This window comes from Xanthomonas sp. 3307 (genome assembly GCF_014199735.1).
GTDB lineage: Bacteria > Pseudomonadota > Gammaproteobacteria > Xanthomonadales > Xanthomonadaceae > Xanthomonas_A > Xanthomonas_A rydalmerensis.
In genome coordinates, this window is sequence record NZ_JACHOG010000002.1 from 437,268 (window position 1) to 463,832 (window position 26,565).

Sequence of the window (26,565 nt, forward strand, 5' to 3'; positions counted from 1 at the left end):
CGCCGCCATGGCCGAGACCAAGCCCACCGTCGTCATCCGCCGGGTCAAGAAGGTCCAGGGCGGCGGCCACCACGGCGGCGCGTGGAAGGTGGCCTATGCCGACTTCGTGACCGCGATGATGGCGTTCTTCCTGGTGCTGTGGCTGGTCGCGGCCACCACCAAGGAACAGCGCGCGGCGATCGCCGAATACTTCCGCAATCCCAGTCCGCTGGCCGGCAAGAGCCCGGCGCCGAGCCCCGGCATGGCCGGCCCCGGCGGCGCCAGCACCTCGATGATCAAGCTCGGCGGCGCCGGCGAAATGCAGCGCGGCAACAACAAGGATCCGTTCGGCAGCAAGAGCCTGAAGGGCGACGACAACAGCAAGAGCAGCCAGCGCGAGAAGGAAAAGGAGCGCCTGGAAACGCTGATGCAGGAACTGAAGCAAGCCATCGACAAGAGCCAGGCGCTGGAGCCGTTCAAGGACCAGCTGCTGCTGGACCTGACCCCGGACGGCCTGCGCATCCAGATCGTGGACAAGGAAAACCGGCCGATGTTCGACCTCGGCAGCGCGGTGCTCAAGCCCTATACCCGCGGCATCCTCCACGAGCTGTCCGGCTTCATCAACCAGGTGCCCAACCACATCAGCATCACCGGCCATACCGACGTCACCCAGTACAGCGGCAAGAACGGCTACAGCAACTGGGAGCTGAGCGCGGACCGCGCCAACGCCGCGCGCCGCGAGCTGGTCGCCGGCGGCATGGGCGAGGACAAGGTCTCGCGCGTGGTCGGGCTGTCCTCGTCGGTGCTGTTCGACAAGCAGGTGCCGAACAACCCGATCAATCGCCGCATCAGCATCGTGGTGATGACCAAGGATGCCGAGGACGCCGCCACCGCCGACGGCGACCATAGCGTGGCCCTGGGCACGGTGCAGCCGGACGCCGACACCAAGGTGCCGGACCTGAGCGCCGCGGCGACGGAAGCGGCCGCAACACCGGCCGCCGGCAAGGGTGCCCCCGCGGCGGCGCCTGCCGCCACGCCTGGCGCTGCCCCGGCGGCACCGGCTGCGACACCGGCCAAGGCCTCGGTGCAGATCGCCGAGCCGCGCACGACCTCGCCGGAGACCGCGGCCGCCGCCGCACGCGATGCCTTGCGCAGCATCAATGGCGGCGCACCGGTGACGGCTGCCGCCGGCAGCGGCGGGGCCGAAGCGGCCAGCGCACGCTGATCGCGGCGGCACATCCGGCGGCCAGTGGCCGCACCGCGCTGGCCCGGCAGGACCGTACGCGGCGCGGCGCTTACAATGGCCGCCACTTCGCCAACGAGACCGCCGTGTCCAAGCAATCCAAAGCCAAGCGCGACAAGCGCAAGAAGCAGCAGTCGCCGCGCCCCTTCGCCCGCCTGGGCCGCGAGCAGCCCATCGCCAACCATGCCGTGCTGCAGGACCAGAGCGGCCGCGTGCTGGCCGCGATCGGCCTGCAGGGACGCCAGTGGTTGCTGGCGGTCGGCGGCCAGACCATGGGCAATGCCGACAATCCGGTGCCGATGCTGGCGATGCTCAAGCACCTGGCCAACCTGCAGGAGCAGGAAGGCAACACCATCACCCTGGAATACTCGGCGCAGCTGCAGCAGATGATCGACGCGCTGGCGGCCGAGGCCGGCCAGACCCCGGCCGAGTATCTGGACGCGCTGGTCGCCGAGTTCGCGGCTGGCGACGGCGCGGCAGAGACTGCGGACGAGGACGAGGACGGGACCGACGCGGACGACGCGCCGGAGACGACCGGTGCCGCGCCGGCGCAGGCCGACAGCAGCGCGGCGCCTGACGCCGCGGCGGATGCCGACGGCACGCACAAGCCGGCCTGACCGGACCCGATGGCGGTCTACATCGACGACGCGGTGCATCCCTGGCGCGGCCAGCGCTGGGGTCACCTGCTCGCCGACACGCTGGACGAACTGCACGCCATGGCGGCGCGGCTGGGCATTCCCCGCCGCGCCTTCCAGAACAAGCTCAGCGGCGCGCACTACGACGTGCCGGCGCCCCTGCGCGACGAAGCGATCCGCCTGGGCGCGGTGCCGGTGTCGCGGCACAGCGATCGCGAACTGCTGAAAGCCCTGATCCGCCATGCGCGTGCGCAGGCGCGCGGCGAGGCGCAGTGAGCGATGCCACCGCGTCCGCCAACGCGCTTTTCGTAGGAGCGGCTTCAGCCGCGACTGGCGTTCCCGGGAAAGCCTGTCGCGGCTGAAGCCGCTCCTACAGCACGCCCGCAGCGCCGACTGACGTCTGCCTAGAACGGATCGCTGCCCGGGCGCAGGTCGATGCCCAGGATCGCGGCCAGGCGCTGCATGTCCTGGTCGTCGCGGCTGAGCGCCATCCAGCCGGCGCGGATCTCGCTGCCGGCGTCCCAGCACCAGATGCTGTAGCCGTGCTCGCGCAGGCGGTCGTAGGCCACGGCCAGCAGCGAGGCGCTGTCGTGGTCCTCCAGGAAATCGGCGTCGTCGATGTCGCCGCCCCAGTCGATGCGCAGGTTCCAGCGCGCGGCCAGTTCGTCGATCGCGCCGATCAGTGCCTCGCAGTCGTGGCCGTCGACGTAGAAGCCCGCGCGCCAGTCGATCGCGTCCTTCAGCGTCCACAGCCAATCGGCGTTCTCGCGTTCTGCTTCGCCGGCGGCCTCGCGGTAGGCGTCGAACTGGCGCAGCGCGCTTTCCTCGTCGCCCGGGTTGATCAGCAGCAACAGGTTCCAGATCAGGCCCTGCTGGGTGTCCGGATCGTCGTCGTCGTCGAACAGGTCGTCGGGATCGTCGTAGTCGGCGCTGTTGTCGGGCATGGCGGCGGATCGGGCATCACGGGGGAGCGCCAGTGTGCCGCGCCCGGCGCGACGACGGAAGCGCGGAACTCGGCAACGGCACCGCGGGCGTTTATCCTTCGCAGCCCGGAAGACGGCGCTGTCCGCCGCCACGCGAAGCCACCACGATGTCCGACACGCCCCCCGACCGCCTGGCGGTCAGCCCGCAGAGCCCCTTCCACGATGCCGAGACGCTGTCGCGCGGCGTCGGCATCCGTTTCAACGGCGTGGAGCGCGACAACGTCGAGGAATACTCGATCAGCGAAGGCTGGATCCGCGTGCAGGTCGGCAAGGCACGCGACCGCCGCGGCAATCCGATGACCATGAAGGTCAAGGGCCAGGTCGAAGCCTTCTGGCTCGACGCCAAGTAAGCGCGACCGCCGACAGGCACGGCGCCTGCCGGCACATTGCGGTGGCCGGCCGCACGCCGCGGCCCCGGCTACCGCCTCAGGGCTTGAGCCGGTAGCCGCTGCGGAAGATCGCCCAGATCACGCCCAGGCACAGCGCCAGGAATCCCAGGGTCATGCCCACGCTGACCGCGATGTGCACGTCGGCCTTGCCGTAGAACGCCCAGCGAAAGCCGCTGACCAGATACACCACCGGGTTGAACAGGCTGATCTTCTGCCACAGCGGCGGCAGCATGTTGATCGAGTAGAAGCTGCCGCCGAGGAAGGTCAGCGGCGTGATCACCATCAGCGGGATCACCTGCAGCTTCTCGAAGCCGTCGGCCCACACGCCGATGATGAAACCGAACAGGCTGAAGGTCAGCGCGGTCAGCACCAGAAAACCGAACATCCACAGCGGATGGGCAATCTCGTACGGCACGAAGGCGCGCGCGGTGAGCAGGATCAGCAAACCCAGCAGCACCGATTTGCTCGCCGCCGCGCCGACATAGCCGATCACCACCTCCCACCACGCCAACGGCGCCGACAGCACCTCGTAGATGGTGCCGGCCCAGCGCGGCATGTAGATGCCGAACGAGGCGTTGGAGATGCTTTCGCTGAGCAGCGACAGCATCACCAGCCCGGGGATGATGTAGGCGCCGTAGCTGATGCCGTCGATGGCGCCCATGCGCGAGCCGATCGCCGCGCCGAACACCACGAAGTACAGCGAGGTCGACAGCACCGGCGAGGCGATGGACTGGGTCAGCGTGCGGAAGGTGCGCGCCATCTCGAAGCGGTAGATCGCGGCGATCGCGTGCAGGTTCATGCGCGCACCTCCGCACCGGCGGCGGCCGGCCGCACCAGGTTGACGAAGATATCCTCCAGCGAACTCTCGCTGGACTGCAGGTCCTTGATCTCCACGCCCTGCGCCTCCAGTTGCCGCAGCAGCGGGCCGATGCCGGTCTGCGCGGCCTGCGCGTCGTAGGTGTAGGTCAGCGTCGCGCCGTCGGCGGAAAGTTCCAGCGGCTGCGCCGCCAGCGCTGGCGGCAACGCCGGCAGCGGCGCCTGCAGGGTCAGCGCCAGTTGCTTCTTGCCGAGTTTGCGCATCAGCGTGCGCTTGTCCTCCACCAGCAGCAGTTCGCCGCGGGCGACCACGCCGACGCGGTCGGCCATGTCTTCGGCCTCCTCGATGTAGTGGGTGGTGAGGATGATGGTGGTGCCCTGCTCGCGCAGGCGCCGCACCATCTGCCACATGTCATGGCGCAACTCCACGTCCACGCCGGCAGTGGGTTCGTCCAGGAACAGGATGGACGGCTCGTGCGCCAGCGCCTTGGCGATCAGCACGCGCCGCTTCATGCCGCCGGAAAGGGTGGAGATCTTGCTGCCGCGCTTGTCCCACAGCGACAGTTCGCGCAGCACCCGCTCCAGGTGGGCGTCGTCGCGCGGCTTGCCGAACAGGCCGCGGCTGAAGCGCACCGTCGCCCACACCGTCTCGAACGCATCGGTGGCCAGTTCCTGCGGCACCAGGCCGATCTTGCTGCGCGCGGCGCGGTAGTCGCGCACGATGTCGTGGCCGTCGGCCAGCACCCGGCCGCTGCTGGGCGTGACCAGCCCGCAGACGATGCTGATCAGCGTGGTCTTGCCTGCGCCGTTGGGACCGAGCAGGGCGAAGATCTCGCCGCGGCGGATCTCCAGGTCGATGCCCTTGAGCGCCTGGAAGCCCCCGGCATAGGTCTTGGTGAGCTGTTGCACGGAAATGATCGGCGACACGGGAACTCCCTGGGCGGCGCAGCGACTGCGGTACGGCCCCCAGGGTAGAAGCCCGGTCGTGATGGATAAATCCCGATCCGGCGGAAGCACTCTCCCGGATGCGGGACAGTGCGCCAGCCGGTGCCTGCAACACGCTGACAACGCCGCCGTGGTCGCCGCGCCGAACGCCGGCTAGCGTTCGCCGGTATCGAGGCTGCCGGTGGCCGGTCGCGTAGGGCGCGGCCAGGGCAGCACGCGCCAGCCGAAGTTGACCCCGGCCGCCGCCAGCAGGATCAGCAGCGCCCCGAGCACCTGCGTCCACGCCAGCGACTGCCCGAAGGCGATGCGATCGACCACGATCGCCACCACCGGATAAATGAACGACAGCGCCCCGATCATCGCGGTGGGCAGTTTCTGGATCGCGCCGTACAGCAGCACGTACATCACGCCGGTGTTGACCACGCCGAGCACGACCAGATCCAGCCATTGGCCCGGGCGGGTAGGCAAGGCATCGAAATGCACGAACGGGGCCAGCAACACGATGCCGATCCCGAGTTGCAGCAGCGCGAGCAGGTGCGGTGGCGTGCCTTTCAGGTGCTTGGTGACGATCGAGGACACCGCGTACAGAAACGCCGCGCCCAGCGCCAGCGCGACGCCCTGCAGGTATTCGCCCGGCACCGCGAGCACCGCCGGCGCGATGCGCACCACGCCCACCAGGCCGACGAACGCCACCGCCAGCCACGCCACGGTCGAGGCGCTGATGCGCTCGCGGAACACGATCGCGCCGAGTCCGACCAGCATGAACGGCTGCGTGTTGTAGACGGCGGTGGCCATCGAAATCGAGGCGCGGCCGTAGGCGGCGAACAGCAGCAGCCAGTTCGCCACGATGGTGACGCTGCCGAGCAGCACCAGTGCCAGCATCCGCGGCGAGAACGCCTTGCGGCGCAACAGACCCAGCGCCGCGCAAAGGATGAGCAGGGTGGCCGCGCCGAACACGCAGCGGAAGAACACCACGTTGACCGGCGACTGTCGTGACGACATCACCAGCCAGCCGATGGTGCCGGACATGAGCATGGCCACGACCATCTCGGCCGCACCACGGCGAATTTCGTTGGACGCCATCCCGGTTCCTTTCAATGCTGCGAACGACAGCCATTGTAGAAACCGGGATTCCGCGAAAACATGCTTAAAATTAAGCTTATCCCGCAATCTTCCTGCGAAAGAAAGGTCGCCATGCAAAACCGCCTTTCCCCACTCGCCGTCGCCCCGCTCGACGCGATCGACCGCGCCATCCTCGCCGCGCTGGCGCAGGATGCGCGCATGGCGACCAGCGAGCTGGCCAGGCAGATCGGCCTGTCGGCGCCGGCCACCGCCGACCGCGTGCGCCGGTTGCAGCACCAGGGCGTGATCGCCGGGTTCACGGTCGAACTCGACCCGCGCGCGCTCGGCTACACCTTGCAGGCGATCGTGCGGGTGAAGCCGCTGCCCGGACAGTTGCACCTGGTGGAGGAACTGTTGCAGCGCATTCCGGAATTCGTCGAGTGCGACAAGGTGACCGGCGAAGACTGCTTCATCTGCCGGCTTTACCTGCGCGACATCGAGCACCTGGACAGCATCCTGGCAAAAGTCACCGATCGCGCCGAAACCAATTCCGCCATCGTGAAGTCGACCCCGGTCCGCAGGCGGCTGCCGCCGCTGGTCGAGGACGCCTAGCGCGATGCGCTAGCCGCGGGGCTTGCGACAGACCATGCAGCGCAGAGGCGTAGGCCAGCGTGCGCCATGGAGGGCAGAGGGCGAAGAACACCAAGCCGGCGCGACCTGGGACGGCACCAGGAACCCGCTTTCACCAATCCCGAATCCCGACTCCCCACTCCCGGCCCTCAGCTCTTCCGCCGCGCCTCCAGCAGATCCAGGTTACGGATCAGCCGGCGCGCGATCTCGTCGGAGATCTTGCGCTGGCGGGTCAGCTTGAACAATTCCTGGCGTTCGGCCTGCAGGCCGGCGTGGCGCAGCTGGCGCAGCACCGCGTCCAGGCGCCGCGCCTCCTCCGGATCGCTCTCCATCGCCTCGCCGTGGTCGAGATGGCGCTGGTACAGCGCGCTGACCCGGTTGGCGGCCTCGTTGTAGAGATCGGCGTGCTCGCTGTCCTGCACCAGCCGCTGGCGCAGCTTCTCCACCGCCGCCAGCGCTGCGCGCGAGGACTCGCGCCGCGCCAGATCCTCTTCCCGCTGGTCGTTGGGTTCTTCCGGCAACGCCAGGCCGCGCAGCAGCCGCGGCAGCCCGATGCTGGCGACCAGCAGCGAGGTGACGATCACCGCGCTGGCCAGGAAGATCGCCAGGTCGCGCGCCGGGAACACGGCGCCACTGGGCAGGGCCAGCGGCAGGGTCAACACGCCGGCCAGGGTGATCGCGCCGCGCACGCCGGCCAGCGAGGTCGCCACCACGATCCGCCACGGCGGGCTCTGCCGGTCCTCGCCGCGGCGGCGCGCCTTGAGCAGGGTCCAGCGCAGCGACAGCCACACCCACAAAAAGCGCAGCAGCAGCAGGCCGACGTAGATCGCCAGCGCGTAGGCGGGCAGCCACCACGGATTCAGGTGCCCGGCCTCGTCCATGTTGTGCATGGCGCCCTGCACGATGCCCGGCAGCTGCTCGCCGAGCAGCACGAACATGATGCCGTTGAGGGTGAACTGGACCATGTCCCACACCGCCGAGCGCTGCACGCGCATGCTGCCCGGGGCGCGGCCGCTCAGCTCCACGTAGCTCATGGCGATGCCGGCGGCGACCGCGGCGAGGATGCCCGAGGCGTTGATCGCCTCGGCCAGCAGGTAGGCGGCGAACGGCAGCAGCAGGTTGACCAGGATCGCCGCGCCCGGCTCCTCGCCGACCTGGCGCCACACCCAGCGCTGCGCCAGGCTGGTGCCCACCACCACCGCGATGCCGGCGGCCACGCCGACCAGCGCCACCCACAGGAAGGTCAGCGAGGCATCGGCCAGCGAGAACGTGCCGGTGATCGCCGCGGCTACCGCGAACTGGAAGCAGACCAGGCCGGACGCGTCGTTGAGCAGCGACTCGCCTTCGAGGATGTGCATCAGCCGCTTGGGGATCGGCGCGCGCGCGGCGATCGAGGACACCGCGATCGGGTCGGTCGGCGACACCACCGCGGCCAGCGCGAACGCCACCGCCAGCGGCATGGTCGGGATCATCCAGTGGATCAGGAAGCCGGCGCCGAGCACCGTGAACACCACCAGGCCCAGCGCCAGTTCGAGGATCACGCCCTTGTCGCGGAACAGGCCCTGCTTGGGGATGCGCCAGCCGTCCAGGAACAGCAGCGGCGGCAGGAACAGCAGGAAGAACAGTTCCGGCTCCAGCGCATAGCCCTTCTTGAACACCCCGGCGATGATCGCGCCCAGGCCGATCTGCACCAGCGGCAACGGCAGCGAGAACGGCAGGACGCGCACCAGATAGCCGCTGGCGACCACCGCCAGCAACATCGCCAAGACCACTTCGATCGAATGCATGCTCGTCCGACAGCGGCGCCACGCAGGCGGCGCCGCCCATGAATGGGGGGAGCCTGCAAGCAAAGCGCACCGCGGCGGCGATGTCCAGTGGCGCGGCGGGCGTGTACGGCTACTATCCTGCTGCAGGCCGGTGGTGGACACCGGCGCCTTCCGCCGGAGACCGCATGCTCACCATCCAGGAACTCAACCGCTTCATCGAGGCGCAGGCGGCGGAAGGCAGCGTCCAGCGGGTCTGGGACCTGATCGGCGACCACTTCGTCCAGGCCCAGGCCAGCCTGCCGGCCGAGCACGCGATGGAGCGGCGCGAGCTGTCCTTCCACGACCATGTGCGGCTGCTGGGCTACCTGTGCCTGCTGCTGGAGGGCGTGCCGGGCGACCTGGTGGAGATCGGGGTCTGGAAGGGCAAGTCGCTGGTGCTGATGAACGAGGTCTGCGGGCGCGAGCGCCGGGTGATCGGCATGGATCCGTTCGCGTTGCCGAACCAGTTCGAGGAATTCAACCACTACCGGCAACAGTTGCTGCCCAATGCGCGCTTCATCCGCGGCTATTCGGAGTTCTGCGCCGAGCATTTCTACGCCATGGAGCCGAAGGTGGCGCTGTTGCACATCGACGGCGGACACACCGGGCGCAATGTGCTGCTGGATTTCCTGCTGTACGGACCGAGTGTCGTCTCCGGCGGGTTCGTGGTGTTCGACGACTACGGCGACTGGGAATACTCGCCGGAGGTCGGCCCGGCCGTGGACCTGCTGCGCGCCGCCGGCTACTTCGGCGACTTCCACGTGCTCGGCTGCGCCCACGGCTTCGAGAACAGCTACGTGCTGCAGCGCCGCTGAGCCGAGGTGCTGAATCTGTCCAGCGCTCACCAGCGCTGGAAGGTGGCGGCGCCGGCATGGACGGTTGACGACGCAACGTCTCCGTTTAGGCACATCGTACGCATTGCCGTCGTACGGCCTGTTTGCTTCAGCGCGTGCGTGCCCAACCGGCAGCGACCTCCGTTCATCATTATCTGGACGGCGTGATGCAACCGCGCCGGCGCAGCGCGCGTAAAGACAGGTGCACGGCCGACTGGCCGCGCATCCCTTTCAAGGAGCAAGCCCATGAAGATCCACTTGCTGTCCCTGGCCCTCGCCGGCCTCGTCTCCCTGCCTGCCATGGCCGCCCCCAGCCAAACCGCGATGCACGACCACGCGGCGATGAGCGAGGCCAAGCCGAATCCGATGGTCGGCGGCGCGCCGATGTACGCCACCAAGGACATCATCGACAACGCGGTCAACTCCAAGGATCACACCACCCTGGTCGCCGCGGTCAAGGCCGCCGGCCTGGTGGACACATTGAAGGGCGCCGGCCCGTTCACCGTGTTCGCACCGACCAATGCCGCCTTCGCCGCCTTGCCGGCGGGTACCGTGGACACGCTGCTCAAGCCGGAAAATAAGGAAAAACTGACCCAGGTGCTGACCTACCACGTGGTCCCGGGCAAGCTCGATGCGGCCGCGCTGCTGGCGCAGATCAAGGCCGGCGGCGGCAGCGCCAAGCTGACCACTGTGCAGGGCGAAACGCTGATCGCCAAGACCCGCGGCGGCAAGGTCACCCTCACCGACAGCAAGGGCAACACCGCGCACGTCACCACCGCCGACGTGATGCAGAGCAATGGCGTGATCCATGTGGTGGACAAGGTTTTGATGCCGTAAGCACACGTCGGGGGGTGCATTGGCATCGCGGGGGCGGCTACGGCCGTCCCCGTTTTGCACGTGCATGCGGCCGACCACGACGGCGCTCCGCCGACGACGACCGCGCCACGCGCACAGGGCGTCAGTCGCGGGCACCGCCTGCGTGCGGCATCGGCACCTGCGCTGCCAGCACGCGCAAGTCGCGCACGAAGCCCTGATAGGCGGCCTCGCCCGCCTCGCCGCCACGCTGGCGCAGCACCCACGACGGATGCACCGTGGCCAACGCGCGGGTGCCATCGTCCAGCGCCTGCCACTGCCCGCGCTGGGCCATCAGCGCAAAGCCGCTGCCCAGCACCGCACGCGCCGCGGTCGCGCCCAGACACAGCACGATGCGCGGACGCACCCGTGCCAGTTCGCCGGCCAGCCACATCCGGCAGGCCTCGACGTGGGCACGCTCGGGATTGCGATGCAGCCGCGCCTTGCCGCGCTGCTCGAAACGGAAATGCTTGACCGCGTTGGTGACGTACAGACCGGCACGGTCGAGGCCCAGTTCCTGCAGCGCGCGGTCGAACAGGCGCCCGGCCGGGCCGACGAAGGGACGCCCGCTCAGGTCCTCCTCGTCGCCGGGTTGCTCGCCCACCACCATCACCGCGGCATCCATCGGGCCTTCGCCGAACACGGTCTGGGTGGCCGGCTGCCACAGCGGGCAGCGGCGGCAGTCGCGCGCCGCCGCGCGCAGCGCATCGAGGCTGTCGTCGGCGGCCACCACCGGCGCCGGTGCCGGCGCGGGAATGCGCCGCCGCACCGGCTCGGGCGCGCGCTCGGCCATCTCGCGCACGCGCTGCCCGGCATCGCGGATCAGCGTGGGCAGCAGCTGCGCCTCCGGCAGATGCTTCCAGTATTTCTGCGGCATCTCCTGGCGCATCATCGTCGGGTTGAACCGTGCCGGGTTGAAGATGTTGGCGTAGTAGGTGCGCCACAGTGCGTCCTGCGCATCGTCGGCCGGCGCATCGGCGCGCTGCGCGCCGTCGCCGAACTGCAGCGTCTCGCCGTCCCAGCGCACGCTGCGGTACGGGGTGAGGATCGCCCAGCGCATGCCGGCGAAACGGCGCGCGAAGAACGGCGCCACGCGATCGACGATATGGTGCTCCGGCTCGAACCAGGCGATGTACGCCTCCTGCTCGCCGGGCACCTCGCGGAAGCGCACGAATGCCTTCATCTTGTGGCTGTCGCGGCGCACCGCCTGCGCCCATTGCTGCGCGCGGTGCACGTCGGCATCGGTGACCCGCTGCAGCAGCGCGCGCTCGCCGCCGGCGATGCGCCACAGCAGGCGGTACAGCAGCGCATGACGCTGCGGATCGCGATGGCACAGCACCGCACCGGCCAGCGCCAGGAACTCCGCCGACACCCGCGGCGGCTGGACCTGCGCAGGCAGCGTCGCGACGTCGGTCCCGACCAGCAGGCCGCCCTGCGCATCGCCATCCCAGGCCAGCGTCTCCGGCGCCACCTGTGCGCACCACGCCGCCCGCGCCACCGCCCGCCACGCCTCCAGGCTCCACGGCGGCACCACCTCAGCCTGAAACATGGCCCGCCCCGCGCATCGCGCTGGCGCCGCGAACGCAAAGGACCGCGCCCATCGTGTCAGTCAAACAACCCAGCCTGCCGCGGTGCCGGCGCCAATTGCGCGCGCAGCCGCTGCGGATCGTCCAGCCGCTGCCGCGGATGGTGGTCGAGCACACTGACGAACGGCAGCAATTTCTTCAGCGGCACCCGCAACCGCGCCAGGTCCTCGACCCGCAGCCGCGCATGCCGCCGCGCCAGCAGCAAGCGCTCGACGTTGCGCGTGCCCAATCCCGGCACGCGCAACAACAGTTCGCGCGCGGCGGTATTGAGATCCACCGGGAATCGCTCGGGGTTGCGCAGCGCCCACGCCAGCTTGGGGTCCACGTCCAGATCGAGCATGCCGCTGGTGGTGGGCGGGGCGATCTCCTCCACCGAGAAGTCGTAGAACCGCAGCAGCCAGTCGGCCTGGTACAGACGGTGCTCGCGCTGCAACGGCGGCGCCTGCAGCGGGAGCTTGCTGGAGGCGTCGGGAATCGGACTGAACGCGGAGTAGTAGACCCTGCGCAGCCGATAGTTGCCGTAGAGATTGTGGCTGGTGTGCAGGATCGCGCGGTCGTCGGCGCCATCGGCACCGACGATCATCTGCGTGCTCTGCCCGGCCGGGGCGAAGCGCGGCGGCTTGGCGCGCACCCGCGTCTCGGCCTTGCGCGCTTCCTTGCTCTCCTCGATGCGCCAACGCAATTCGCCCATCGCCGCACGGATGCCGCCGACGTTCTTCTCCGGCGCCAGTTGCGCCAGGCCGCGCTCGGTCGGCAACTCCACGTTGATGCTGAGCCGGTCGGCGTAGCGGCCCGCGGCGGCGAGCAGTTCCGGCGCCGCGTCGGGAATGGTCTTGAGATGGATGTAGCCGGCGAAGCGGTGCTCCTCGCGCAGTTGCCGCGCCACTTCCACCAGTTGCTCCATGGTGTAGTCGCTGTTGCGGATGATGCCGCTGGAGAGGAACAGGCCTTCGATGTAGTTGCGCTTGTAGAAATCCAGGGTCAGCTTGACCACTTCGGCCGGAGTGAAGCGCGCGCGGCGCACGTTGCTGGACACGCGGTTGACGCAGTACGCGCAGTCGAACACGCAGAAGTTGGTCAGCAGGATCTTAAGCAACGACACGCAGCGCCCGTCGGGCGTGTACGAATGGCAGATGCCCATGCCCTCGGTGCTGCCGATGCCGCCGCTGCGCAGCGAATGGCGCTTGTCGGCGCCGCTGGAGGCGCAGGACGCGTCGTACTTGGCCGCGTCGGCGAGCACGGCGAGTTTTTCGAGGGTATTCACCGGCCGACGATGCCGGGTCCGCGTCTCAAACGGTGAGACGCGGATGCGCTGCGGCCTTCACCGCGATGAACCGCTCAGTCGACGCGCCCGGTGTTCAGGCCGCGGCACGCGCCACAGCGCCGTCGAAGCGGTAGATGTCCATCGCCAGCAGGCCAGCGTCGATGCCGGCGTCGATGCGCTGCGCGCCGAGCCCCTCCGCGCCGGCCGCGCCCATCGCCACGTAGATCGGCAACCAGTGCTCGTCGGTGGGATGCGCACGCGCGGCGAACGGGGCCTGCCGGCGGTAGTCGAGCATCGCCGGCACGTCGTCGCGGCGCAACGCCTGCTCGGTCCATTCGATGAACGGACGCACGTAGGGCACCTCCTTGCCCTCGGCGTAGCGGCCGAAGTCGTGCAGGTTGTGGGTGATGCTGCCCGAGCCGATCACCAGCACGCCGTCCTCGCGCAGCGGCGCCAGCGCGCGGCCCAGCGCCAGGTGGTGCTCCGGCCCGAGTTCGGGCTGGATCGACAGCGGCACCACCGGGATGTCGGCTTGCGGGTACAGCAGCGACAGCGGTACCCACACGCCGTGGTCCAGGCCGCGGCGCGGGTCCAGTACCGGCTGCAGCCCGGCCTGTTCCAGCAACTCGGCGACCTGCTCGGCCAGTGCCGGCGCGCCCGCCGCCGGGTACTGCATCGCATGCAGCGCCTGCGGGAAACCGCCGAAGTCGTGGATGGTCTGCGGCTGCGCCGCGGCGCCGACCAGCGGCCGCCGGCCCAGCCAGTGCGCCGAGGCCAGCACGATGGCGCGCGGCCGCGGCAGCGTCGCCGCCAGTTCGGCCAGGCGCGTGCCGACCAGGCCGGGCTGCAACGCGGTCATCGGCGAACCGTGCGAGATGTACAGGGAAGGCAGGCGGGACATGGAAGGTCTCCGGAGGAAGGAGCGCCGCGCTCAGCGCGAGCGCAACGCGAAGCGGCCGTCGCCGATCAGGAACAGCACCGCCAGCGCCAGCGCCCAGAACGCCGGGTACTCCCAGCCGCCGCCGGGATTGGCGAAGCCGAAGCCGTTGGCGCCGTGCACGCTGACGATGGTGCCGAGCAGCAGCGGGATGCCGAGCAGGCCGACCCAGCGCGCGTACACGCCGAGCAACAAGGCCGCGGCGAGGGTGAATTCCAGCGCCATGGCCACATAGCCCAGCGCGCCAGGCAGGCCGAGCGACACGAAGTAGGCGGCGGTGCCGGCCGGGGTGAACACCAGCAGCTTGGTCAGCGCATGCACCAGGAACAGCGCGCCCAGGGCCAGGCGCAGCAAGGTGGCGCCATAGGGCGCCAGGCGGGAGACGGGAGCGGACATGAAGGATCTCCGACAGCGGTGGGATGGGAAACGCTGCACAGGCTATTCCCATCGCCACCACGGATAAATTACCTTTATTCCGAAGATTAATTTCAGGATGCGCAACAATGGATACGCTGGATGCCATGCGGGTGTTCGTCGCCGTGGTCGACCGCAACGGCTTCAACGCCGCCGCCGACGCGCTGGGCATCTCCACCGCCAGCGTCACCCGCCAGGTGGCGTGGCTGGAGCAGCGCCTGGGCTCGCGCCTGCTCAACCGCACCACGCGCCGGGTCAGCCCGACCAGTGTCGGCGCCGCCTACTACCAACGCTGCCAGCTGCTGCTGGCCGAGTTCGACGATATGGAGGCGGCGGTCGGCGAGCAGGCGCTGACGCCGTCCGGCACGCTGCGGATCAACGCCCCCTTCAGTTTCAGCGTCGCCCGGCTCGGGCCGCGCCTGGCCGGCTACAGCGTGCGCTATCCGCAGGTCGCCCTCGATCTGTCGCTGTCCGACCGCCTGGTGGATATCGTCGAGGAAGGCTACGACCTGGCGATCCGCATCACCCGCCAGGTGGCGCCGACCTTGATCGCGCGCAAGCTCGGCGAAGTGCAGGCCTTCCTGTGCGCGTCCCCAGCCTACCTGGCGCGCGCCGGCGCCCCGCAACTGGCGGCCGACTTGGCCGGCCACGCCTTCCTCAGCTACAGCTACGTGCAGGACGACCTGACTCTGCACGGCCCCGACGGCGCGACCCAGGTGCGGGTGGCCGGCACCCTGCGCGCTAACTGCGGCGACGTGCTGCGCGAGGCGGCCATCGCCGGCATGGGCATCACCGTGCAGCCGGACTTCATGGCCGAGGCGGCACTGGAGGACGGACGCCTGGTGCGGGTGCTGCCCGACCACGAGATCGGGCCGATCGGCGTGTACGCGGTGTACGCCAGCCGCAGCCACCTGGCGCCGAAGGTGCGCAGCTTCATCGACTACCTGGTCGAGGTCGGCATCGACCGCACCATGCGCGCCCCGGCCGAGAGCTGAACCGCGGCGCGCGGTCGGACACAACATCCCGCCGATGGCGCTGATCGCGGCGGCCGCGCATGCGCACAATGCCCGCGCTTTTCCCCCCACACCCTCAGGAGTCCGCGCATGAGCAAGATCGCGATCGTCTACTTCAGCGGCTACGGCCACACCGTCAAGCAGGCCGAGGCCGTGCACGCCGGCGCCGCCAGCGTCGGCGAGGCCACGCTGTACCGCATCGACCAGGACGGCAACCTGCCCGACGGCGCCTGGGAGGCCATCGGCCAGGCCGACGCCATCATCTACGGCAGCCCGACCTACATGGGCGGCCCGGCCTGGCAGTTCAAGAAGTTCGCCGACGCCAGCTCCAAGCCGTGGTTCTCGCAGGCCTGGAAGGACAAGGTCGCCGCCGGCTTCACCAACTCGGCCTCGGTCAACGGCGACAAGTTCGCCACCATCGGCTACTTCTGGACCCTGTCCCAGCAGCATGGCCAGATCTGGGTCGGTACCGGCCTGCTGCCGTCCAACACCAAGGCGCACGGCCCCGACGACGTGAACTGGACCGCCGGCTCCGGCGGCGCGCTGGCGATCTCGCCGTCCGATGCGTCCCCGGACGAGGCGCCGCGCAGCGGCGACCTGGAGACCGCGCGCCTGCTCGGCAAGCGCGTGGCCGAGTTCGCGGCCAAGCTCAAGGGCTGAGTCCGTCGGGTGCCGCTCGCGAAGGGCGGCACCCTGCACCCCTATCGCAAGCGGTCTCTGGGCGACGCGACGCCCCTCGGCGCCTGGCCGTGCCGGTCTGGCGCTGCTCCTAGCCGCGATACGATCGCGGCGGCGGTTGCGGCACTGCCGCCTGTCCTCTTTGTCCCCACGTCGCAATGTGCCGACCACCGGCCTGCGCCGCGCTCTACGCAGCGCGGCCGGCCGCGTGCGCTGCGCGTAGGTGATCGATGAACACGCGCAGCTTCGGCGGCAGGTGCTCGCGCGCCGGGTAGTAGATGTGCCAGCCGGCGAACGGCGCGTGCCAGTCGTCCAGCACCCGCTGCAGGCGGCCGGCGGCGACGTCGGCGGCGACCTGCCATTCGAACACTTGCCCCAGGCCCAGCCCGCGGCACGCGGCGTCCAGGCCGACCAGGGTGTCGTTGACCACCAGCCGCCCGGTGACTTCGACCAGGAAATCGTGGCCGTCGCGGGTGAATTCCCAGGCCTGCAGGCGACCGTCGGTGCGGCGCCAGCGGATGCAGTCGTGCTCGGCCAGTTCGGCCGGCGTGCGCGGTGTCCCGTGTGCGGCGAAATACGCCGGCGCGGCCACCACGGTCTGCCGCTGCGGCGGACCCACCGGCACCGCGATCATGTCGCGCGCCAGGCTCTCGCCCAGGCGAATGCCCGCGTCGAAGCCGCCGGCGACGATGTCGGCCAGGGTCCGGTCCGAGTACAGCTCCACGCTGACCTCCGGATAGCGCGCCAGGAATGCCGGCAGGTGCGGGCACACCAGTTGCTCGGCGGCCACCAGCGGCAGGTTGATGCGCAGCGTGCCGGCCGGGCGGTCGCGCAGGAAATCCAGGTCGGCGAAGGCCGCGTCGATCTGCGCCAGGCCCGGCGCCACCCGCTGCAGGAAGCGCTCGCCGTGCTCGCTCAGGCCGACCCGGCGGGTGGTGCGGTTGAGCAGGCGCGCGCCCAGTTGCGCCTCCAGCGCGCGCAGCGTCTGCGACAGCGCCGAGGGCGAGACGCCCAACTCGGCGGCGGCACGGGTGAAGCTGCCATGGTGGGCGACGCGGACGAAGGCGACGACGGCGGACAGCGGCGGGGGACGGTGCATGGCGAGCGGGCAGCAGTAGAGGACGGACGCGTCAGGTGCGCCAGCATTGTTTAGCACACCTTCAAAGCACATGCGGATTACCCGGATTTATCCATGGCAACGTGGCGCCTACAGTTCCCGCACCCTCACCTGGAGACCGCCGCGATGGCCCTCGATCACTACCGCCTGCTCGGCTGTTCCGGCCTGCGCGTCAGCCCGCTGTGCCTGGGCACCATGACCTTCGGCGCCGACTGGGGCTGGGGCGCGGACGCCGACGAGGCGCGCCGGCTGTTCGACCTGTACGTGGAGGCCGGCGGCAACTTCCTCGACACCGCCAACATCTACACCAACGGCAGCGCCGAGACCCTGCTCGGCCGCTTCGTCGCCGGCCGCCGCGACCGCCTGGTGATCGCCAGCAAGTTCGCGCTCAATCCCTTCCCCGGCGATCCCAACGGCGGCGGCAACCACCGCAAGGCGCTGCTGCGCTCGGTCGACGCCAGCCTGGCGCGGCTGGGCACCGACTACCTGGACCTGCTGTACCTGCACGCCTGGGACGGCACCACCGGCATCGAGGAAGTCATGCGCGGCTTCGACGACCTGGTGCGCGCCGGCAAGATCCTCTATGCCGGCATCTCCGACACCCCCGCCTGGCAGGTGGCGCGCATGCAGACCCTGGCCGACCTGCGCGGCTGGACCCCGTTCGTCGCCCTGCAGATCGAGTACTCGCTGGCACAGCGCACGGTCGAGCGCGAACTGGTGCCGATGGCCGAGGCGCTGGGCATGTCGGTGCTGGCCTGGTCGCCGCTGGCGATGGGCGTGCTCACCGGCAAGTACGGTGCCGCCGACCTGGCGCGGGTGCGCGCGGCCGCCTCCGGCGGCGCCCAGGTCGATGGCGTGGGCCGCGCCGAGGTCGCGCATTCGCAACGCACCTTCAACGAGCACGCCCTGGCGGTGGCCGAGGTGGTGGTGGCGCTTGCCACCGAGTTGCAGCGCTCGCCGGCGCAGGTGGCGCTGGCCTGGCTGCTGGCGCGCGGGGCGATGCCGATCGTCGGCGCGCGCAGCGTGACGCAACTGCAGGACAACCTGGGCGCACTCACCCTGCACCTGGACGCCGAGGCACTGCAGCGGCTGGACGCGGCCAGCGCGATCGAACTGGGCTTCCCACACGACTTCCTGGCCTCGCCGAATCCGCAGGCCTTGCTGAGCGGTGGCACCCGCATCCAGCCGCGCTGAGCGCGGCGACCTTCGCACACGAGGACCGTCCCATGACATCCACCACCAACACACTGCCGAGCAGCATGACCCTGGCCGACGCCGAAGCGGCCGGCATCGCCCAGATCGCCGCCTTGATGGGTGCGCAGCAGGGCGCGGCGATCCGCGCCCTCGCCGACGATGCGGACACTGCGCTCACCGGCCGCGGCGCGGCCATCGCGTTCGGCGAGATCTATCGTCCGGGCACCGCGTTGGAGCTGAAGACCCGCGAGCTGGTCACGGTGGCGGTGCTGGCCAGCCTCGGCCACGCCGAACCGCAACTGCGCGTGCATCTGCGTGCGGCGCTCGCCGCCGGCGCCAGCCGCGCGGAGATCTTCGCGGTACTCGACCAGTTGTACGCCTACGTCGGCTTCCCCACCGCGCTCAATGCCCTGGCCGTCGCCCGCGAGGTCCTCGGCGAATCCTCACCCTGAGCGAACCGCCCTGCGGCCACGCTCTCCCTCCCCTCCCCCTCAGGAGCATCTCCATGCAAACCCGCACCCTCGGCCGCAACGGCCCCCGCGTCTCCGCCCTCGGCCTTGGCTGCATGGGCATGAGCGCGTTCTACGGCGGCCGCAGCGACGACGCGGCCTCGATCGCGGTCATCCATGCCGCGATCGAGCACGGCGTCAGCCTCATCGACACCGCCGACATGTACGGCCCGCACACCAACGAAGTGCTGGTCGGCAAGGCGCTGGCCGGGCGCCGCGACCAGGTCGTGCTGGCGACCAAGTTCGGCATCAAGCTCGACCCCAACGACCCGACCGCGCGCGGCATCGACGGCCGCCCGGAGTACGTGCAGTCCGCCTGCGAGGCCAGCCTGCGCCGGCTCGGCGTGGACCATATCGACCTGTACTACCAGCACCGGGTGGATCCGAACGTGCCGATCGAGGACACGGTCGGGGCAATGGCACGGCTGGTGGAACAGGGCAAGGTGCGTTTCCTCGGCCTGTCCGAAGCCGCCGCAGACACCATCCGCCGCGCGCATGCGGTGCATCCGATCACCGCGCTGCAGAGCGAGTATTCGCTGTGGTCGCGCGACCCGGAACACGACGGCGTGCTGGAGACGGTGCGCGAGCTGGGCATCGGCTTCGTGCCTTACTCGCCGCTGGGCCGCGGCTTCCTGACCGGCGCGATCCGCTCGCCGGAGGATTTCGAGGCCGACGACTACCGGCGCCATTCGCCGCGCTTCCAGGGCGAGAACTTCGACCGCAACCTGCAGCTGGTGGAGCGGGTGCGCGAGCTGGCCCAGGCCAAGGGCGTGACCCCGGGCCAACTGGCGCTGGCCTGGGTGCTGGCGCAGGGCGAGGACCTGGTGCCGATCCCCGGCACCAAGCGCCTGGCCTACCTGGAAGAGAACCTGGGCGCGCTGCAGGTGAAGCTGAGCGCCGAGGAGCTGGCGCAGATCGAGGCGATCTTCCCCGCCGATGCCGCCGCCGGCCATCGCTACCCGGCCGCGTCGCGCGGCGCCCTGCAGGGCTGAACCGCGCCCCCGGCCGCGGCGCGGGTCGATTGCCCGCGCCGCGCCGGCCCCGCATCATGCGGGGGTGATCTCCTTCATCGTCCCCGCGCACGACGAAGCTGCCCTGATCGGCGACACGCTGGCCTCGCTGCACGTCGCCGCCCAGGCGCTGCGGCTGGACTGCGAGACGCTGGTGGTGGCCGATGCCTGCAGCGACGCCACCGCCGAGATCGCGCGCCGGCACGGCGCGCAGGTGCTGGAGGTGGAGTTGCGGCACATCGCCGCCGTGCGCAATGCCGGCGCCGCCGCCAGCCGCGGTCGCCATCTGCTGTTCGTCGATGCCGACACGCGGGTCAACACCCCGCTACTGGCGGCGGCGCTGCGCGCGCTCGGCACCGGTGCGGTCGGCGGCGGCGCGCAGGTGCGCCTGCTCGGCGACGTCGCCTGGTACGAACGCCTGGCCCAGGCGCTGTTCGGCTGGCTGTTCCGTTGCACCGGCATCGCCCCCGGCTGCTTCCTGTTCTGCACGCGCAGCGCCTTCGTCGCCGCCGGCGGCTTCGACGAGCGCTACTACGCCGGCGAGGACGTGGCGCTGAGCCGCGCACTGGCGCGGCAAGGACGTTTCGTGATCCTGCGCGAGCCGGTGCACACTTCCGACCGCAAACTGCGCAGCTTCAGCAAGCGCGAGCACCTGGGACTGCTATTGCAACTGCTGCGCCGCGGCCGCGGCATGCTGCGCTCGCGCGACGCGCTCGGCTTCTGGTACGGGCAGCGCCGCGGGCGTTAGTGCGTGTCATCCATCCCCGAGCATGCCGCGCCGCGATTGCCGCGCGCCTGTGGCAAGGAAGAGCGAGGAAGTGGACGTGCGTCCATGCCCGAGCGATGACGCCGCCATGGGCGCGCACAACCGCGGCCCTTCGGGTTGGGCCTGGCAGGCCCAACGCGGCATACTCGGGAATGGATGACACGCCCTAGGCGTGTCATCCATTTCCCTACAGGCTCGGGCGCTTTCGACTATCTGCACATGGACGAGAACGGTACGCTGGAGATCAGGAACGCGGTGATGGCGGACCGGCACGCCATCGCGGCGTTGATGGCGGCGCTGGACTATCCGGGCACCGAGGCCTTCATCGAGACGCGCCTGGCGCAGCTGCTGGCGCATCCGGACGCCGCCTTGCTGGTGGCCGCCGCAGGAGACGACGTCGTGGGCGTGTTGTCGCTGCATTTTCTGCCGCAGTTGGCGTTGGCCGGCGACATCGGCCGCATCAGCTACTTCTGCGTGGACGATCGCGCACGCGGCGCCGGCGTGGGGCAGCGCCTGCTGGCGCAGGGCGAGGCCTTGGCGCGGCAGCGCGGCTGCGACCGCCTGGAGGTGCACTGCCATCGCCGCCGCGAACGGGCGCACGCCTTCTATCGGCGGGAAGGCTTCGTCGAAGTGCCCAAATATTTCGCCAAGTCGTTGCGCGACTGAGGACTGCTTGCGATCGCCAGCGCCAGGCAACGGCGCGATCGTCCCGCGCGCAGTTGCCGGCGCCGATCCGCTGGCAGTACGCTGCGCGCCCCTTGTGCGAGCTTTACGGATGAGCGTCCACACCAGCAGGCCCATCGCGCTGCGTCTTCTCGGCACGGGCGCGTATCTGCCCGCGCAGCAAGTGCCGGCAGAGACCTTCGACCGGCGCTGGGGCAAGCCCGCCGGCTGGACCCTGCGGCATACCGGCGTGGCCACGCGGCACTATGCGGGCGCCGACGAGCCGGCCACGGCGATGGGCGAGCGCGCCGCGCGCGCGGCGTTGGAGGCCGCGCAGTTGCAGGCGCACGAGGTCGATTGCGTGATCAGCGCCTGCAGCCTGATGGAACAGGCGATCCCGTGCAGCGCCGCGTTGCTGCACGCGCGGCTGGGCCTGCAGGGCAGCGGCATCCCGGCCTTCGACATCAACGCCACCTGCCTGAGCTTCATCGCTGCGCTCGACCTGGCCGCCTGCGCGATCGCCGCCGGCCGCTATCGCCGCGTACTGATCGTCTCCAGCGAGATCGCCAGCGTCGGCCTCAACCCGGACGATGCCGACACCGCGCCGCTGTTCGGCGACGGCGCCGCGGCGGTGGTGGTTGGCGCCGACACCGGCGACAGCGGCTCGCAGTTGCTGGCGGCGCGGCTGGAGACCTACTCCGAAGGCATCGACCACTGCCGCGTGCGCGCCGGCGGCACCCGCCTGCGTCTGGAGCACGGCGTCGAGGCGCTGCGCGCCGGCTCGCAGTTCGAAATGCACGGCCGCGCCACCTATCGCCTCGCCGCGGCGAAGCTGCCCGGCTTCCTGCAGCGGCTGCTGGCGCAGGCCGGAGTCGAGCTGGCGCAGTTGCAGCGGATCGTGCCGCACCAGGCCAGCGCCAAGGCGCTGCGCCACCTGCGCGTCGCGCTGGGGCTGGCGCCGGACGCGCTGATCGAGATCATCGGCGACCACGGCAACCAGATGGCCGCGTCCATTCCCAGCGCGCTGCACCAAGCGATCCACAGCGGCCGCATCGTCCGTGGCGACCTGATCGGCCTGGTCGGCTCCGGCGCCGGGCTGGCGTTCGGCGGCGCAGTGTTGCGCTACTGACATGGCACGCGTCCTGGTCACCGGCGCCTCCGGCTTCATCGGCGCCTACATCGTGCGCGCATTGGCCGCTGCCGGCATGCCGGTGCGCGCCAGCGGCCGCGACGCCGCCAAGCTGTCGGCTTTCGCCGGCGATCCGCGCATCGAGGTGGTGCGCGCCGAGCTGTGCCGCGACGACCTTGCGCCGCTGTTGCACGGCTGCGATGCAGTGATCCACTGCGCGGCGCTGTCGGCACCGTGGGCCAGTGCCGAGACCTTCCGCCTGGCCAACGTGGTCGCCACCGAACGCCTGCTCGCCGCCGCGCTGACCGCACGCGTGCGCCGCTTCGTGCACTTCAGTTCGCCGAGCATCTACTTTCGCTTCGCCGATCAGTACCAGATCACCGAAGAGTTCACCCCGCCGGCGCGCTGGATCGGCGGCTACCCGCAGACCAAGTGGGAGGCCGAGGAAAAGGTGCGCGCCGCCGCGGCGTCAGGGCTGCCGGCGGTGGTGCTGCGCCCGCGCGCGGTGTTCGGCCATGGCGACAACGCGATCGTGCCGCGGCTGCTGGCGGTGGCGCAGCGCGGCTGGTTCCCGCTGATCGACGGCGGCCGCGCGATGATCGACGTGTGCTGTGTGGAGAACGCGGTGGCCGCGGCGCTGGCCGCGCTGCGCGCCGAGCACATCGGCGACGGCCGCGCCTACAACATCAGCAACGGCGCACCGATCGCGGTCCGCGACCTGGTGACCGAGCTGTTCGCGGTGCTGCGCCTGCGCGTGCGGCTGCTGCCGGTGCCGCGCGGGCCGGCGCTGGCCCTGGCCACGCTCGGCGAACAGATCGCGCTGCGCCGGCGCGGCCAACCGGAACCGCGGCTCAGCCGCTACGGCATCGGCGTGCTCGGCTATTCGCAAACGCTGGACATCGGCCGCGCGCGCCGCGAGCTCGGCTATGCGCCGGTGCTGTCGACCGAGGCCGGGCTGGCCGCGCTGGGGCAACGATGAGCGCGCCACGGCTGCGCTGGCGGCTGTACGAGGCCGGCCATTGCACGCATCCGGAACGCGCCACCCGCCGCGGCGCGCCGCTGGCACCATGCCCGTTCCCGGCGCTGGCGGCGCTGCTGCAGCATCCGCAGCACGGCGACCTGTTGTTCGACACCGGCTATTCGCCCCACTTCTTCGACGCCACCGCGCGCTTTCCCGAGCGCCTGTACCGCTGGCTGACCCCCGTGCAGCTGGCACCCGGGCAATCGCTGCGCGAACAGCTCGCACGCGACGGCGTGGATGCGGACCGCATCGGCTGGATCGTGCTGTCGCATTTCCACGGCGACCATGTCGGCGGCGTCGCCGATTTCCCGCATGCGCGTCTGGCCTGCGCACAACAGGCCTGGGACGACCTGCAGCGCCGCGGCCGGCTGGCCGCGTTGCGCGAAGGTTTCCTGCCGGCGCTGCTGCACGGCGCGCGCCCACGCATGCACTGGATCGAGGCGCTGCCCGCGGCGATGCCGCCCGCTCCGCTGCGCGACTTCGGCACGCCGCGCGATCTGTTCGGCGACGGCAGCGTGCTGCTGGTGCCGCTGCCCGGGCATGCGCCCGGCCACTACGGCCTGTGGTTCGAGGACGCGCATGGCCCGGTGTTCCTGATCGCCGACGCGGCCTGGTCCAGCGCCGCGCTCGCCGACGGTACGCCGCCGCCGGCGCTGGTCACCCACCTGCTCGGCGAGCACCGCGTCTATCGCGACACGCTGGCGCGGCTGCATGCGTTGCGCCAGGCCGAGCCGGAGTTGCGGCTGGTGCCCTCGCATTGCCGGCAATGGCGGCCGACGCGGGCAGGGCACACGCATGGCTGATGCACCCGGCGTGCTGATCACCGGCGCGCGTGCGCCGGTCGCCCTGGACCTGGCGCGCCGTTTCGCCGCGCAGGGCTGGCGGGTGCACCTGGCCGACAGCGTCGCCAGCCGCATCTCCGGTTGGTCGCGTGCGGTCGCCGCGCATCACCGCGTCGCGCCCGCGCGCGACGCACCGCGCGCCTGGCTGGCCGATCTCAATGGCGTGCTCGCACGCCAGCGCATCGACGTGCTGATGCCGACCTGCGAGGAAGTGTTCTACCTGGCCCGCTACCGCAGCGCGCTGCCGGCGCAGCTGCACCTGCCGCTGCACGACTTCGACACGCTGCGCGCGCTGCACAGCAAGTACGCCTTCATGGAACTGGCGCGCGGCCTGGACAGCGACGTCGAGGTGCCGGACAGCGTGCGCGTGCGCAGCCTGGCGCAGGCACGCGAGTGGGCCGGTACCGCGCCGCTGGTGTTGAAGCCGGAGTTCTCGCGCTTCGGCGTGCATGTGCGCTTGTACCCGCACGGCGTGCCCACCGACGCCACGCCGCTGCCCGACCAGGGCGACTGGGTCGCGCAGCGCTACTGCACCGGCGAGGAGCGCTGCTCGTATGCACTGGCGCGCGACGGCGTGTTGCTGGCGCATGCGGTGTACCGCCCGCGCTATCGCCTGCGGCGCAGTTCCAGCTACTACTTCGACGCCGCGCCGGATCCGCAGATTGAGCGCTTCACCGCGCAGTTGGTAAAGGCGCTGCGCTTCAGCGGGCAGATCTCCTTCGACTGGATGGTCTCCGCGCAAGGGCGCTGCAGCGTGATCGAATGCAATCCGCGTGCGACCAGCGGCCTGCACCTGTTCGCCGCGACCGATCCGCTGGTGGCGTTGCTGAGCGGCGACGCGGGCCGGGCGCAGGCGCCGCTGCGCCCGGCCGAGGATCGCGCGGCGATGCTGGCCATGCTGATGCTGGGCGTGGCCTTGCCGGCGGCGCTGGGCCAGGGCCGGCTACGGCAGTGGCGCCACGACTACGCGCGCGCCGAGGACGTGCTGGCGCCGCGCGGCGACCGCTGGCCGCTGGCCGGCACGCTGTGCGACCTGGGCAGCCATGCACGGCTGGCGCTGGCACAGCGCTGCAGTGTGCGCGAGGCCGCCACCCGCGATACCGAGTGGGACGGCGAGGCGTTGCCGCCGCCATGAACGCCGGCAGCGCCGACGCCGCGGCCGCCGATTACGCCGCGCAGCTGCAGCGCTTCGCCGCGCTGCATGCCGGTGGCGATGCGCAGCAGTTGGCCGACAACGCGCATGCGCGCATCGAGGTGCTGCAGGCCGGCGCACTGGCAATGCCGGTGACGGTCGGCGAGCGTCACCCGGGCAACGCCTGGGTATGTTCGCCGCGCACCACGTATGCCGACTATGCCGCCGAGGAAGCCGCACGGCTGTTGCCGGGTGCGCTGGCCGCACCGGTACGCGGCTTGTGCGGCGGCATCGGCGCGTGGCTGGACTGGGCACGGATCGACCGCGCGGTCACCCTCAACAACTGGCTGCTGTCCACCAACCTGTATCCGCCGCTGCCGCCGGGCGGCCTGCGCACGCTGCTGGACGCCGCACGCGCGCGCTGGCCCGACCACGCGCTGTGGTTCCGCTCGCTCAATGCGGTGGACACGCCGCAGTGGCTGCACGCGCTGCAGGCCGAAGGCTTCACCCTGATCGCCAGCCGCCAGGTGTACCTGTACGAGGACTGGCCGCAGCTGCTGCGCCATCGCGACCTGGCCCGCGACCTCAAGCTGGTGGACCGCCGCGACCTGCAGCGCTGTGGCAACGACGCCATCGGCGAGGCCGACTATCCGCGCATCGCCGCGCTGTATGCGCAGCTGTATCTGGAAAAATATTCGCGCTGCAATCCGGCCTACCACGCCGGCTTCCTGCGCGCCTGGCACCGCGCCGGTCTGCTGCGCTTCGACGGCTTCCGCGACGATACCGGGCAGTTGGTCTGCATCACCGGCCTGTTCGGCATCGGCGGCACCGTGACCGCGCCGATCGTCGGCTACGACCTGCGCCTGCCGCAGCGGTTGGCGCTGTACCGCACCCTCACCGCCTGCGGCATCGACCATGCGCGTCGGTACGGCCAGCGCCTGAACCAGAGTGCCGGCGCAGCCAGCTTCAAACGCCAGCGCGGCGGCCTGCCGGTCATCGAATACAGCGCGGTCGATGCGCGCCACCTGCCGTTGCGACGGCGCCAGCCGATCGCCGCGCTCGGCACGCTGACCCGGCGCATCGGCGTCCCGCTGATGCGCCGCTACCGGCTATGAGCG

Annotated in this window: 29 protein-coding genes; 19 read left to right on the plus strand and 10 right to left on the minus strand. The window is 70.6% G+C overall.

The window, feature by feature from the left end; all coding sequences use genetic code 11:
• Positions 1–7: 7 nt before the first annotated feature.
• From motB to GGR64_RS06785, 3 genes are all read left to right on the plus strand, one after another.
• Complete coding sequence (gene motB, locus GGR64_RS06775; protein ID WP_184644729.1) at positions 8–1,204, plus strand: flagellar motor protein MotB; 1,197 nt, start codon at positions 8–10, stop codon at positions 1,202–1,204.
• A 104-nt stretch (positions 1,205–1,308) separates the two neighbouring features.
• Positions 1,309–1,839 (plus strand): hypothetical protein, encoded by a 531-nt coding sequence (locus GGR64_RS06780; RefSeq protein ID WP_184644731.1) that lies wholly within the window; start codon positions 1,309–1,311, stop codon positions 1,837–1,839.
• Between the two features lie 9 nt (positions 1,840–1,848).
• Positions 1,849–2,133 carry a DUF4031 domain-containing protein gene (locus tag GGR64_RS06785; RefSeq protein ID WP_160968132.1) on the plus strand — a complete coding sequence of 95 codons (285 nt, stop codon included), beginning with the start codon at positions 1,849–1,851 and terminating at the stop codon, positions 2,131–2,133.
• 128 nt (positions 2,134–2,261) lie between these two features.
• Here GGR64_RS06785 and GGR64_RS06790 read toward each other — a convergent pair whose 3' ends face one another.
• The gene (locus GGR64_RS06790) at positions 2,262–2,801 is read right to left on the minus strand and encodes a hypothetical protein (RefSeq protein ID WP_184644733.1); all 540 of its coding nucleotides are present in this window, start codon (positions 2,799–2,801) and stop codon (positions 2,262–2,264) included.
• Between the two features lie 146 nt (positions 2,802–2,947).
• On the opposite strand from GGR64_RS06790, the gene GGR64_RS06795 reads away from it, so the two are divergent.
• Positions 2,948–3,190: a DUF3297 family protein gene (locus GGR64_RS06795; protein ID WP_048492240.1), complete on the plus strand. Its 243-nt coding sequence runs from the start codon at positions 2,948–2,950 to the stop codon at positions 3,188–3,190.
• A 76-nt stretch (positions 3,191–3,266) separates the two neighbouring features.
• Here the strand turns inward: GGR64_RS06795 and GGR64_RS06800 are convergent, their stop codons facing one another.
• The 3 genes from GGR64_RS06800 to GGR64_RS06810 all read right to left on the minus strand — a co-directional run bounded on the left by GGR64_RS06800 (position 3,267) and on the right by GGR64_RS06810 (position 6,073).
• Complete coding sequence (locus tag GGR64_RS06800; protein WP_184644735.1) at positions 3,267–4,028, minus strand: ABC transporter permease; 762 nt, start codon at positions 4,026–4,028, stop codon at positions 3,267–3,269.
• Entirely contained in the window at positions 4,025–4,972 is a 948-nt protein-coding gene (locus GGR64_RS06805) for an ABC transporter ATP-binding protein (protein WP_184644737.1), read from the minus strand. Before GGR64_RS06805 ends, GGR64_RS06800 begins: the two co-directional genes overlap by 4 nt.
• A gap of 171 nt (positions 4,973–5,143) precedes the next feature.
• Positions 5,144–6,073 (minus strand): DMT family transporter, encoded by a 930-nt coding sequence (locus GGR64_RS06810; RefSeq protein ID WP_184644739.1) that lies wholly within the window; start codon positions 6,071–6,073, stop codon positions 5,144–5,146.
• 111 nt (positions 6,074–6,184) lie between these two features.
• Between GGR64_RS06810 and GGR64_RS06815 the strand changes: the two genes are divergently transcribed.
• Positions 6,185–6,664: an Lrp/AsnC family transcriptional regulator gene (locus GGR64_RS06815; protein ID WP_184450413.1), complete on the plus strand. Its 480-nt coding sequence runs from the start codon at positions 6,185–6,187 to the stop codon at positions 6,662–6,664.
• A 167-nt stretch (positions 6,665–6,831) separates the two neighbouring features.
• Here GGR64_RS06815 and GGR64_RS06820 read toward each other — a convergent pair whose 3' ends face one another.
• Complete coding sequence (locus GGR64_RS06820) at positions 6,832–8,469, minus strand: Na+/H+ antiporter (RefSeq protein ID WP_184644741.1); 1,638 nt, start codon at positions 8,467–8,469, stop codon at positions 6,832–6,834.
• A gap of 164 nt (positions 8,470–8,633) precedes the next feature.
• Between GGR64_RS06820 and GGR64_RS06825 the strand changes: the two genes are divergently transcribed.
• A complete protein-coding gene (locus GGR64_RS06825) occupies positions 8,634–9,302 on the plus strand; it encodes a class I SAM-dependent methyltransferase (protein ID WP_160968146.1) in 669 nt (222 codons plus the stop codon).
• 264 nt (positions 9,303–9,566) lie between these two features.
• Positions 9,567–10,157: a fasciclin domain-containing protein gene (locus tag GGR64_RS06830; protein ID WP_160968148.1), complete on the plus strand. Its 591-nt coding sequence runs from the start codon at positions 9,567–9,569 to the stop codon at positions 10,155–10,157.
• Between the two features lie 121 nt (positions 10,158–10,278).
• Here the strand turns inward: GGR64_RS06830 and GGR64_RS06835 are convergent, their stop codons facing one another.
• From GGR64_RS06835 to GGR64_RS06850, 4 genes are all read right to left on the minus strand, one after another.
• Positions 10,279–11,721, minus strand: coding sequence for a UdgX family uracil-DNA binding protein (locus GGR64_RS06835; RefSeq protein ID WP_184644743.1), 1,443 nt, complete (start codon positions 11,719–11,721; stop codon positions 10,279–10,281).
• A gap of 56 nt (positions 11,722–11,777) precedes the next feature.
• Entirely contained in the window at positions 11,778–13,022 is a 1,245-nt protein-coding gene (locus tag GGR64_RS06840) for a putative DNA modification/repair radical SAM protein (RefSeq protein WP_160968152.1), read from the minus strand.
• 94 nt (positions 13,023–13,116) lie between these two features.
• Positions 13,117–13,923 carry a class III extradiol ring-cleavage dioxygenase gene (locus GGR64_RS06845; RefSeq protein WP_184644745.1) on the minus strand — a complete coding sequence of 269 codons (807 nt, stop codon included), beginning with the start codon at positions 13,921–13,923 and terminating at the stop codon, positions 13,117–13,119.
• 30 nt (positions 13,924–13,953) lie between these two features.
• Positions 13,954–14,355, minus strand: coding sequence for a DoxX family protein (locus tag GGR64_RS06850; protein ID WP_184644747.1), 402 nt, complete (start codon positions 14,353–14,355; stop codon positions 13,954–13,956).
• 107 nt (positions 14,356–14,462) lie between these two features.
• On the opposite strand from GGR64_RS06850, the gene GGR64_RS06855 reads away from it, so the two are divergent.
• On the plus strand, positions 14,463–15,368 hold the full coding sequence (locus GGR64_RS06855; RefSeq protein ID WP_184644749.1) for a LysR family transcriptional regulator: 906 nt from the start codon (positions 14,463–14,465) through the stop codon (positions 15,366–15,368).
• 108 nt (positions 15,369–15,476) lie between these two features.
• A complete protein-coding gene (locus tag GGR64_RS06860; protein ID WP_160968160.1) occupies positions 15,477–16,046 on the plus strand; it encodes a flavodoxin family protein in 570 nt (189 codons plus the stop codon).
• A gap of 205 nt (positions 16,047–16,251) precedes the next feature.
• Here the strand turns inward: GGR64_RS06860 and GGR64_RS06865 are convergent, their stop codons facing one another.
• Entirely contained in the window at positions 16,252–17,163 is a 912-nt protein-coding gene (locus tag GGR64_RS06865) for a LysR family transcriptional regulator (protein WP_184644751.1), read from the minus strand.
• Positions 17,164–17,256: 93 nt separating this feature from the next.
• Here GGR64_RS06865 and GGR64_RS06870 point away from each other — a divergent pair, with 93 nt between their 5' ends.
• The 10 genes from GGR64_RS06870 to GGR64_RS06915 all read left to right on the plus strand — a co-directional run bounded on the left by GGR64_RS06870 (position 17,257) and on the right by GGR64_RS06915 (position 26,562).
• The gene (locus tag GGR64_RS06870) at positions 17,257–18,375 is read left to right on the plus strand and encodes an aldo/keto reductase (protein WP_260302926.1); all 1,119 of its coding nucleotides are present in this window, start codon (positions 17,257–17,259) and stop codon (positions 18,373–18,375) included.
• Between the two features lie 32 nt (positions 18,376–18,407).
• Positions 18,408–18,827, plus strand: coding sequence for a carboxymuconolactone decarboxylase family protein (locus GGR64_RS06875; protein ID WP_237475368.1), 420 nt, complete (start codon positions 18,408–18,410; stop codon positions 18,825–18,827).
• A gap of 53 nt (positions 18,828–18,880) precedes the next feature.
• Positions 18,881–19,876 (plus strand): aldo/keto reductase, encoded by a 996-nt coding sequence (locus GGR64_RS06880; protein ID WP_184644753.1) that lies wholly within the window; start codon positions 18,881–18,883, stop codon positions 19,874–19,876.
• Positions 19,877–19,940: 64 nt separating this feature from the next.
• Positions 19,941–20,642: a glycosyltransferase gene (locus GGR64_RS06885; RefSeq protein ID WP_184644756.1), complete on the plus strand. Its 702-nt coding sequence runs from the start codon at positions 19,941–19,943 to the stop codon at positions 20,640–20,642.
• Positions 20,643–20,879: 237 nt separating this feature from the next.
• Positions 20,880–21,326, plus strand: coding sequence for a GNAT family N-acetyltransferase (locus GGR64_RS06890; protein ID WP_221236098.1), 447 nt, complete (start codon positions 20,880–20,882; stop codon positions 21,324–21,326).
• Positions 21,327–21,435: 109 nt separating this feature from the next.
• The gene (locus tag GGR64_RS06895; protein WP_184449394.1) at positions 21,436–22,452 is read left to right on the plus strand and encodes a 3-oxoacyl-[acyl-carrier-protein] synthase III C-terminal domain-containing protein; all 1,017 of its coding nucleotides are present in this window, start codon (positions 21,436–21,438) and stop codon (positions 22,450–22,452) included.
• A 1-nt stretch (position 22,453) separates the two neighbouring features.
• Positions 22,454–23,431 (plus strand): NAD-dependent epimerase/dehydratase family protein, encoded by a 978-nt coding sequence (locus tag GGR64_RS06900; protein WP_184644758.1) that lies wholly within the window; start codon positions 22,454–22,456, stop codon positions 23,429–23,431.
• Positions 23,428–24,276, plus strand: coding sequence for an MBL fold metallo-hydrolase (locus tag GGR64_RS06905; protein WP_184644760.1), 849 nt, complete (start codon positions 23,428–23,430; stop codon positions 24,274–24,276). Before GGR64_RS06900 ends, GGR64_RS06905 begins: the two co-directional genes overlap by 4 nt.
• Positions 24,269–25,450, plus strand: coding sequence for an ATP-grasp domain-containing protein (locus GGR64_RS06910; protein WP_184644762.1), 1,182 nt, complete (start codon positions 24,269–24,271; stop codon positions 25,448–25,450). The genes GGR64_RS06905 and GGR64_RS06910 overlap by 8 nt, the downstream gene beginning before the upstream one ends.
• Positions 25,447–26,562 carry a hypothetical protein gene (locus GGR64_RS06915; protein ID WP_184644764.1) on the plus strand — a complete coding sequence of 372 codons (1,116 nt, stop codon included), beginning with the start codon at positions 25,447–25,449 and terminating at the stop codon, positions 26,560–26,562. The genes GGR64_RS06910 and GGR64_RS06915 overlap by 4 nt, the downstream gene beginning before the upstream one ends.
• Positions 26,563–26,565 lie beyond the last annotated feature (3 nt).

Coding starts and splice junctions, on each gene's coding strand:
- GGR64_RS06895 (WP_184449394.1), top strand. CDS start 21,436: ATGAGCGTCCACACCAGCAGGCCCATCGCGCTGCGTCTTCTCGGCACG.
- GGR64_RS06905 (WP_184644760.1), top strand. CDS start 23,428: ATGAGCGCGCCACGGCTGCGCTGGCGGCTGTACGAGGCCGGCCATTGC.
- GGR64_RS06810 (WP_184644739.1), bottom strand. CDS start 6,073: ATGGCGTCCAACGAAATTCGCCGTGGTGCGGCCGAGATGGTCGTGGCC.
- GGR64_RS06880 (WP_184644753.1), top strand. CDS start 18,881: ATGCAAACCCGCACCCTCGGCCGCAACGGCCCCCGCGTCTCCGCCCTC.
- GGR64_RS06865 (WP_184644751.1), bottom strand. CDS start 17,163: ATGCACCGTCCCCCGCCGCTGTCCGCCGTCGTCGCCTTCGTCCGCGTC.
- GGR64_RS06825 (WP_160968146.1), top strand. CDS start 8,634: ATGCTCACCATCCAGGAACTCAACCGCTTCATCGAGGCGCAGGCGGCG.
- GGR64_RS06835 (WP_184644743.1), bottom strand. CDS start 11,721: ATGTTTCAGGCTGAGGTGGTGCCGCCGTGGAGCCTGGAGGCGTGGCGG.
- GGR64_RS06845 (WP_184644745.1), bottom strand. CDS start 13,923: ATGTCCCGCCTGCCTTCCCTGTACATCTCGCACGGTTCGCCGATGACC.
- GGR64_RS06900 (WP_184644758.1), top strand. CDS start 22,454: ATGGCACGCGTCCTGGTCACCGGCGCCTCCGGCTTCATCGGCGCCTAC.
- GGR64_RS06815 (WP_184450413.1), top strand. CDS start 6,185: ATGCAAAACCGCCTTTCCCCACTCGCCGTCGCCCCGCTCGACGCGATC.
- GGR64_RS06790 (WP_184644733.1), bottom strand. CDS start 2,801: ATGCCCGACAACAGCGCCGACTACGACGATCCCGACGACCTGTTCGAC.
- GGR64_RS06870 (WP_260302926.1), top strand. CDS start 17,257: ATGGCAACGTGGCGCCTACAGTTCCCGCACCCTCACCTGGAGACCGCC.
- GGR64_RS06855 (WP_184644749.1), top strand. CDS start 14,463: ATGGATACGCTGGATGCCATGCGGGTGTTCGTCGCCGTGGTCGACCGC.
- GGR64_RS06875 (WP_237475368.1), top strand. CDS start 18,408: ATGACATCCACCACCAACACACTGCCGAGCAGCATGACCCTGGCCGAC.
- motB (WP_184644729.1), top strand. CDS start 8: ATGGCCGAGACCAAGCCCACCGTCGTCATCCGCCGGGTCAAGAAGGTC.
- GGR64_RS06785 (WP_160968132.1), top strand. CDS start 1,849: ATGGCGGTCTACATCGACGACGCGGTGCATCCCTGGCGCGGCCAGCGC.
- GGR64_RS06830 (WP_160968148.1), top strand. CDS start 9,567: ATGAAGATCCACTTGCTGTCCCTGGCCCTCGCCGGCCTCGTCTCCCTG.
- GGR64_RS06820 (WP_184644741.1), bottom strand. CDS start 8,469: ATGCATTCGATCGAAGTGGTCTTGGCGATGTTGCTGGCGGTGGTCGCC.
- GGR64_RS06860 (WP_160968160.1), top strand. CDS start 15,477: ATGAGCAAGATCGCGATCGTCTACTTCAGCGGCTACGGCCACACCGTC.
- GGR64_RS06910 (WP_184644762.1), top strand. CDS start 24,269: ATGGCTGATGCACCCGGCGTGCTGATCACCGGCGCGCGTGCGCCGGTC.
- GGR64_RS06915 (WP_184644764.1), top strand. CDS start 25,447: ATGAACGCCGGCAGCGCCGACGCCGCGGCCGCCGATTACGCCGCGCAG.
- GGR64_RS06890 (WP_221236098.1), top strand. CDS start 20,880: ATGGACGAGAACGGTACGCTGGAGATCAGGAACGCGGTGATGGCGGAC.
- GGR64_RS06795 (WP_048492240.1), top strand. CDS start 2,948: ATGTCCGACACGCCCCCCGACCGCCTGGCGGTCAGCCCGCAGAGCCCC.
- GGR64_RS06800 (WP_184644735.1), bottom strand. CDS start 4,028: ATGAACCTGCACGCGATCGCCGCGATCTACCGCTTCGAGATGGCGCGC.
- GGR64_RS06850 (WP_184644747.1), bottom strand. CDS start 14,355: ATGTCCGCTCCCGTCTCCCGCCTGGCGCCCTATGGCGCCACCTTGCTG.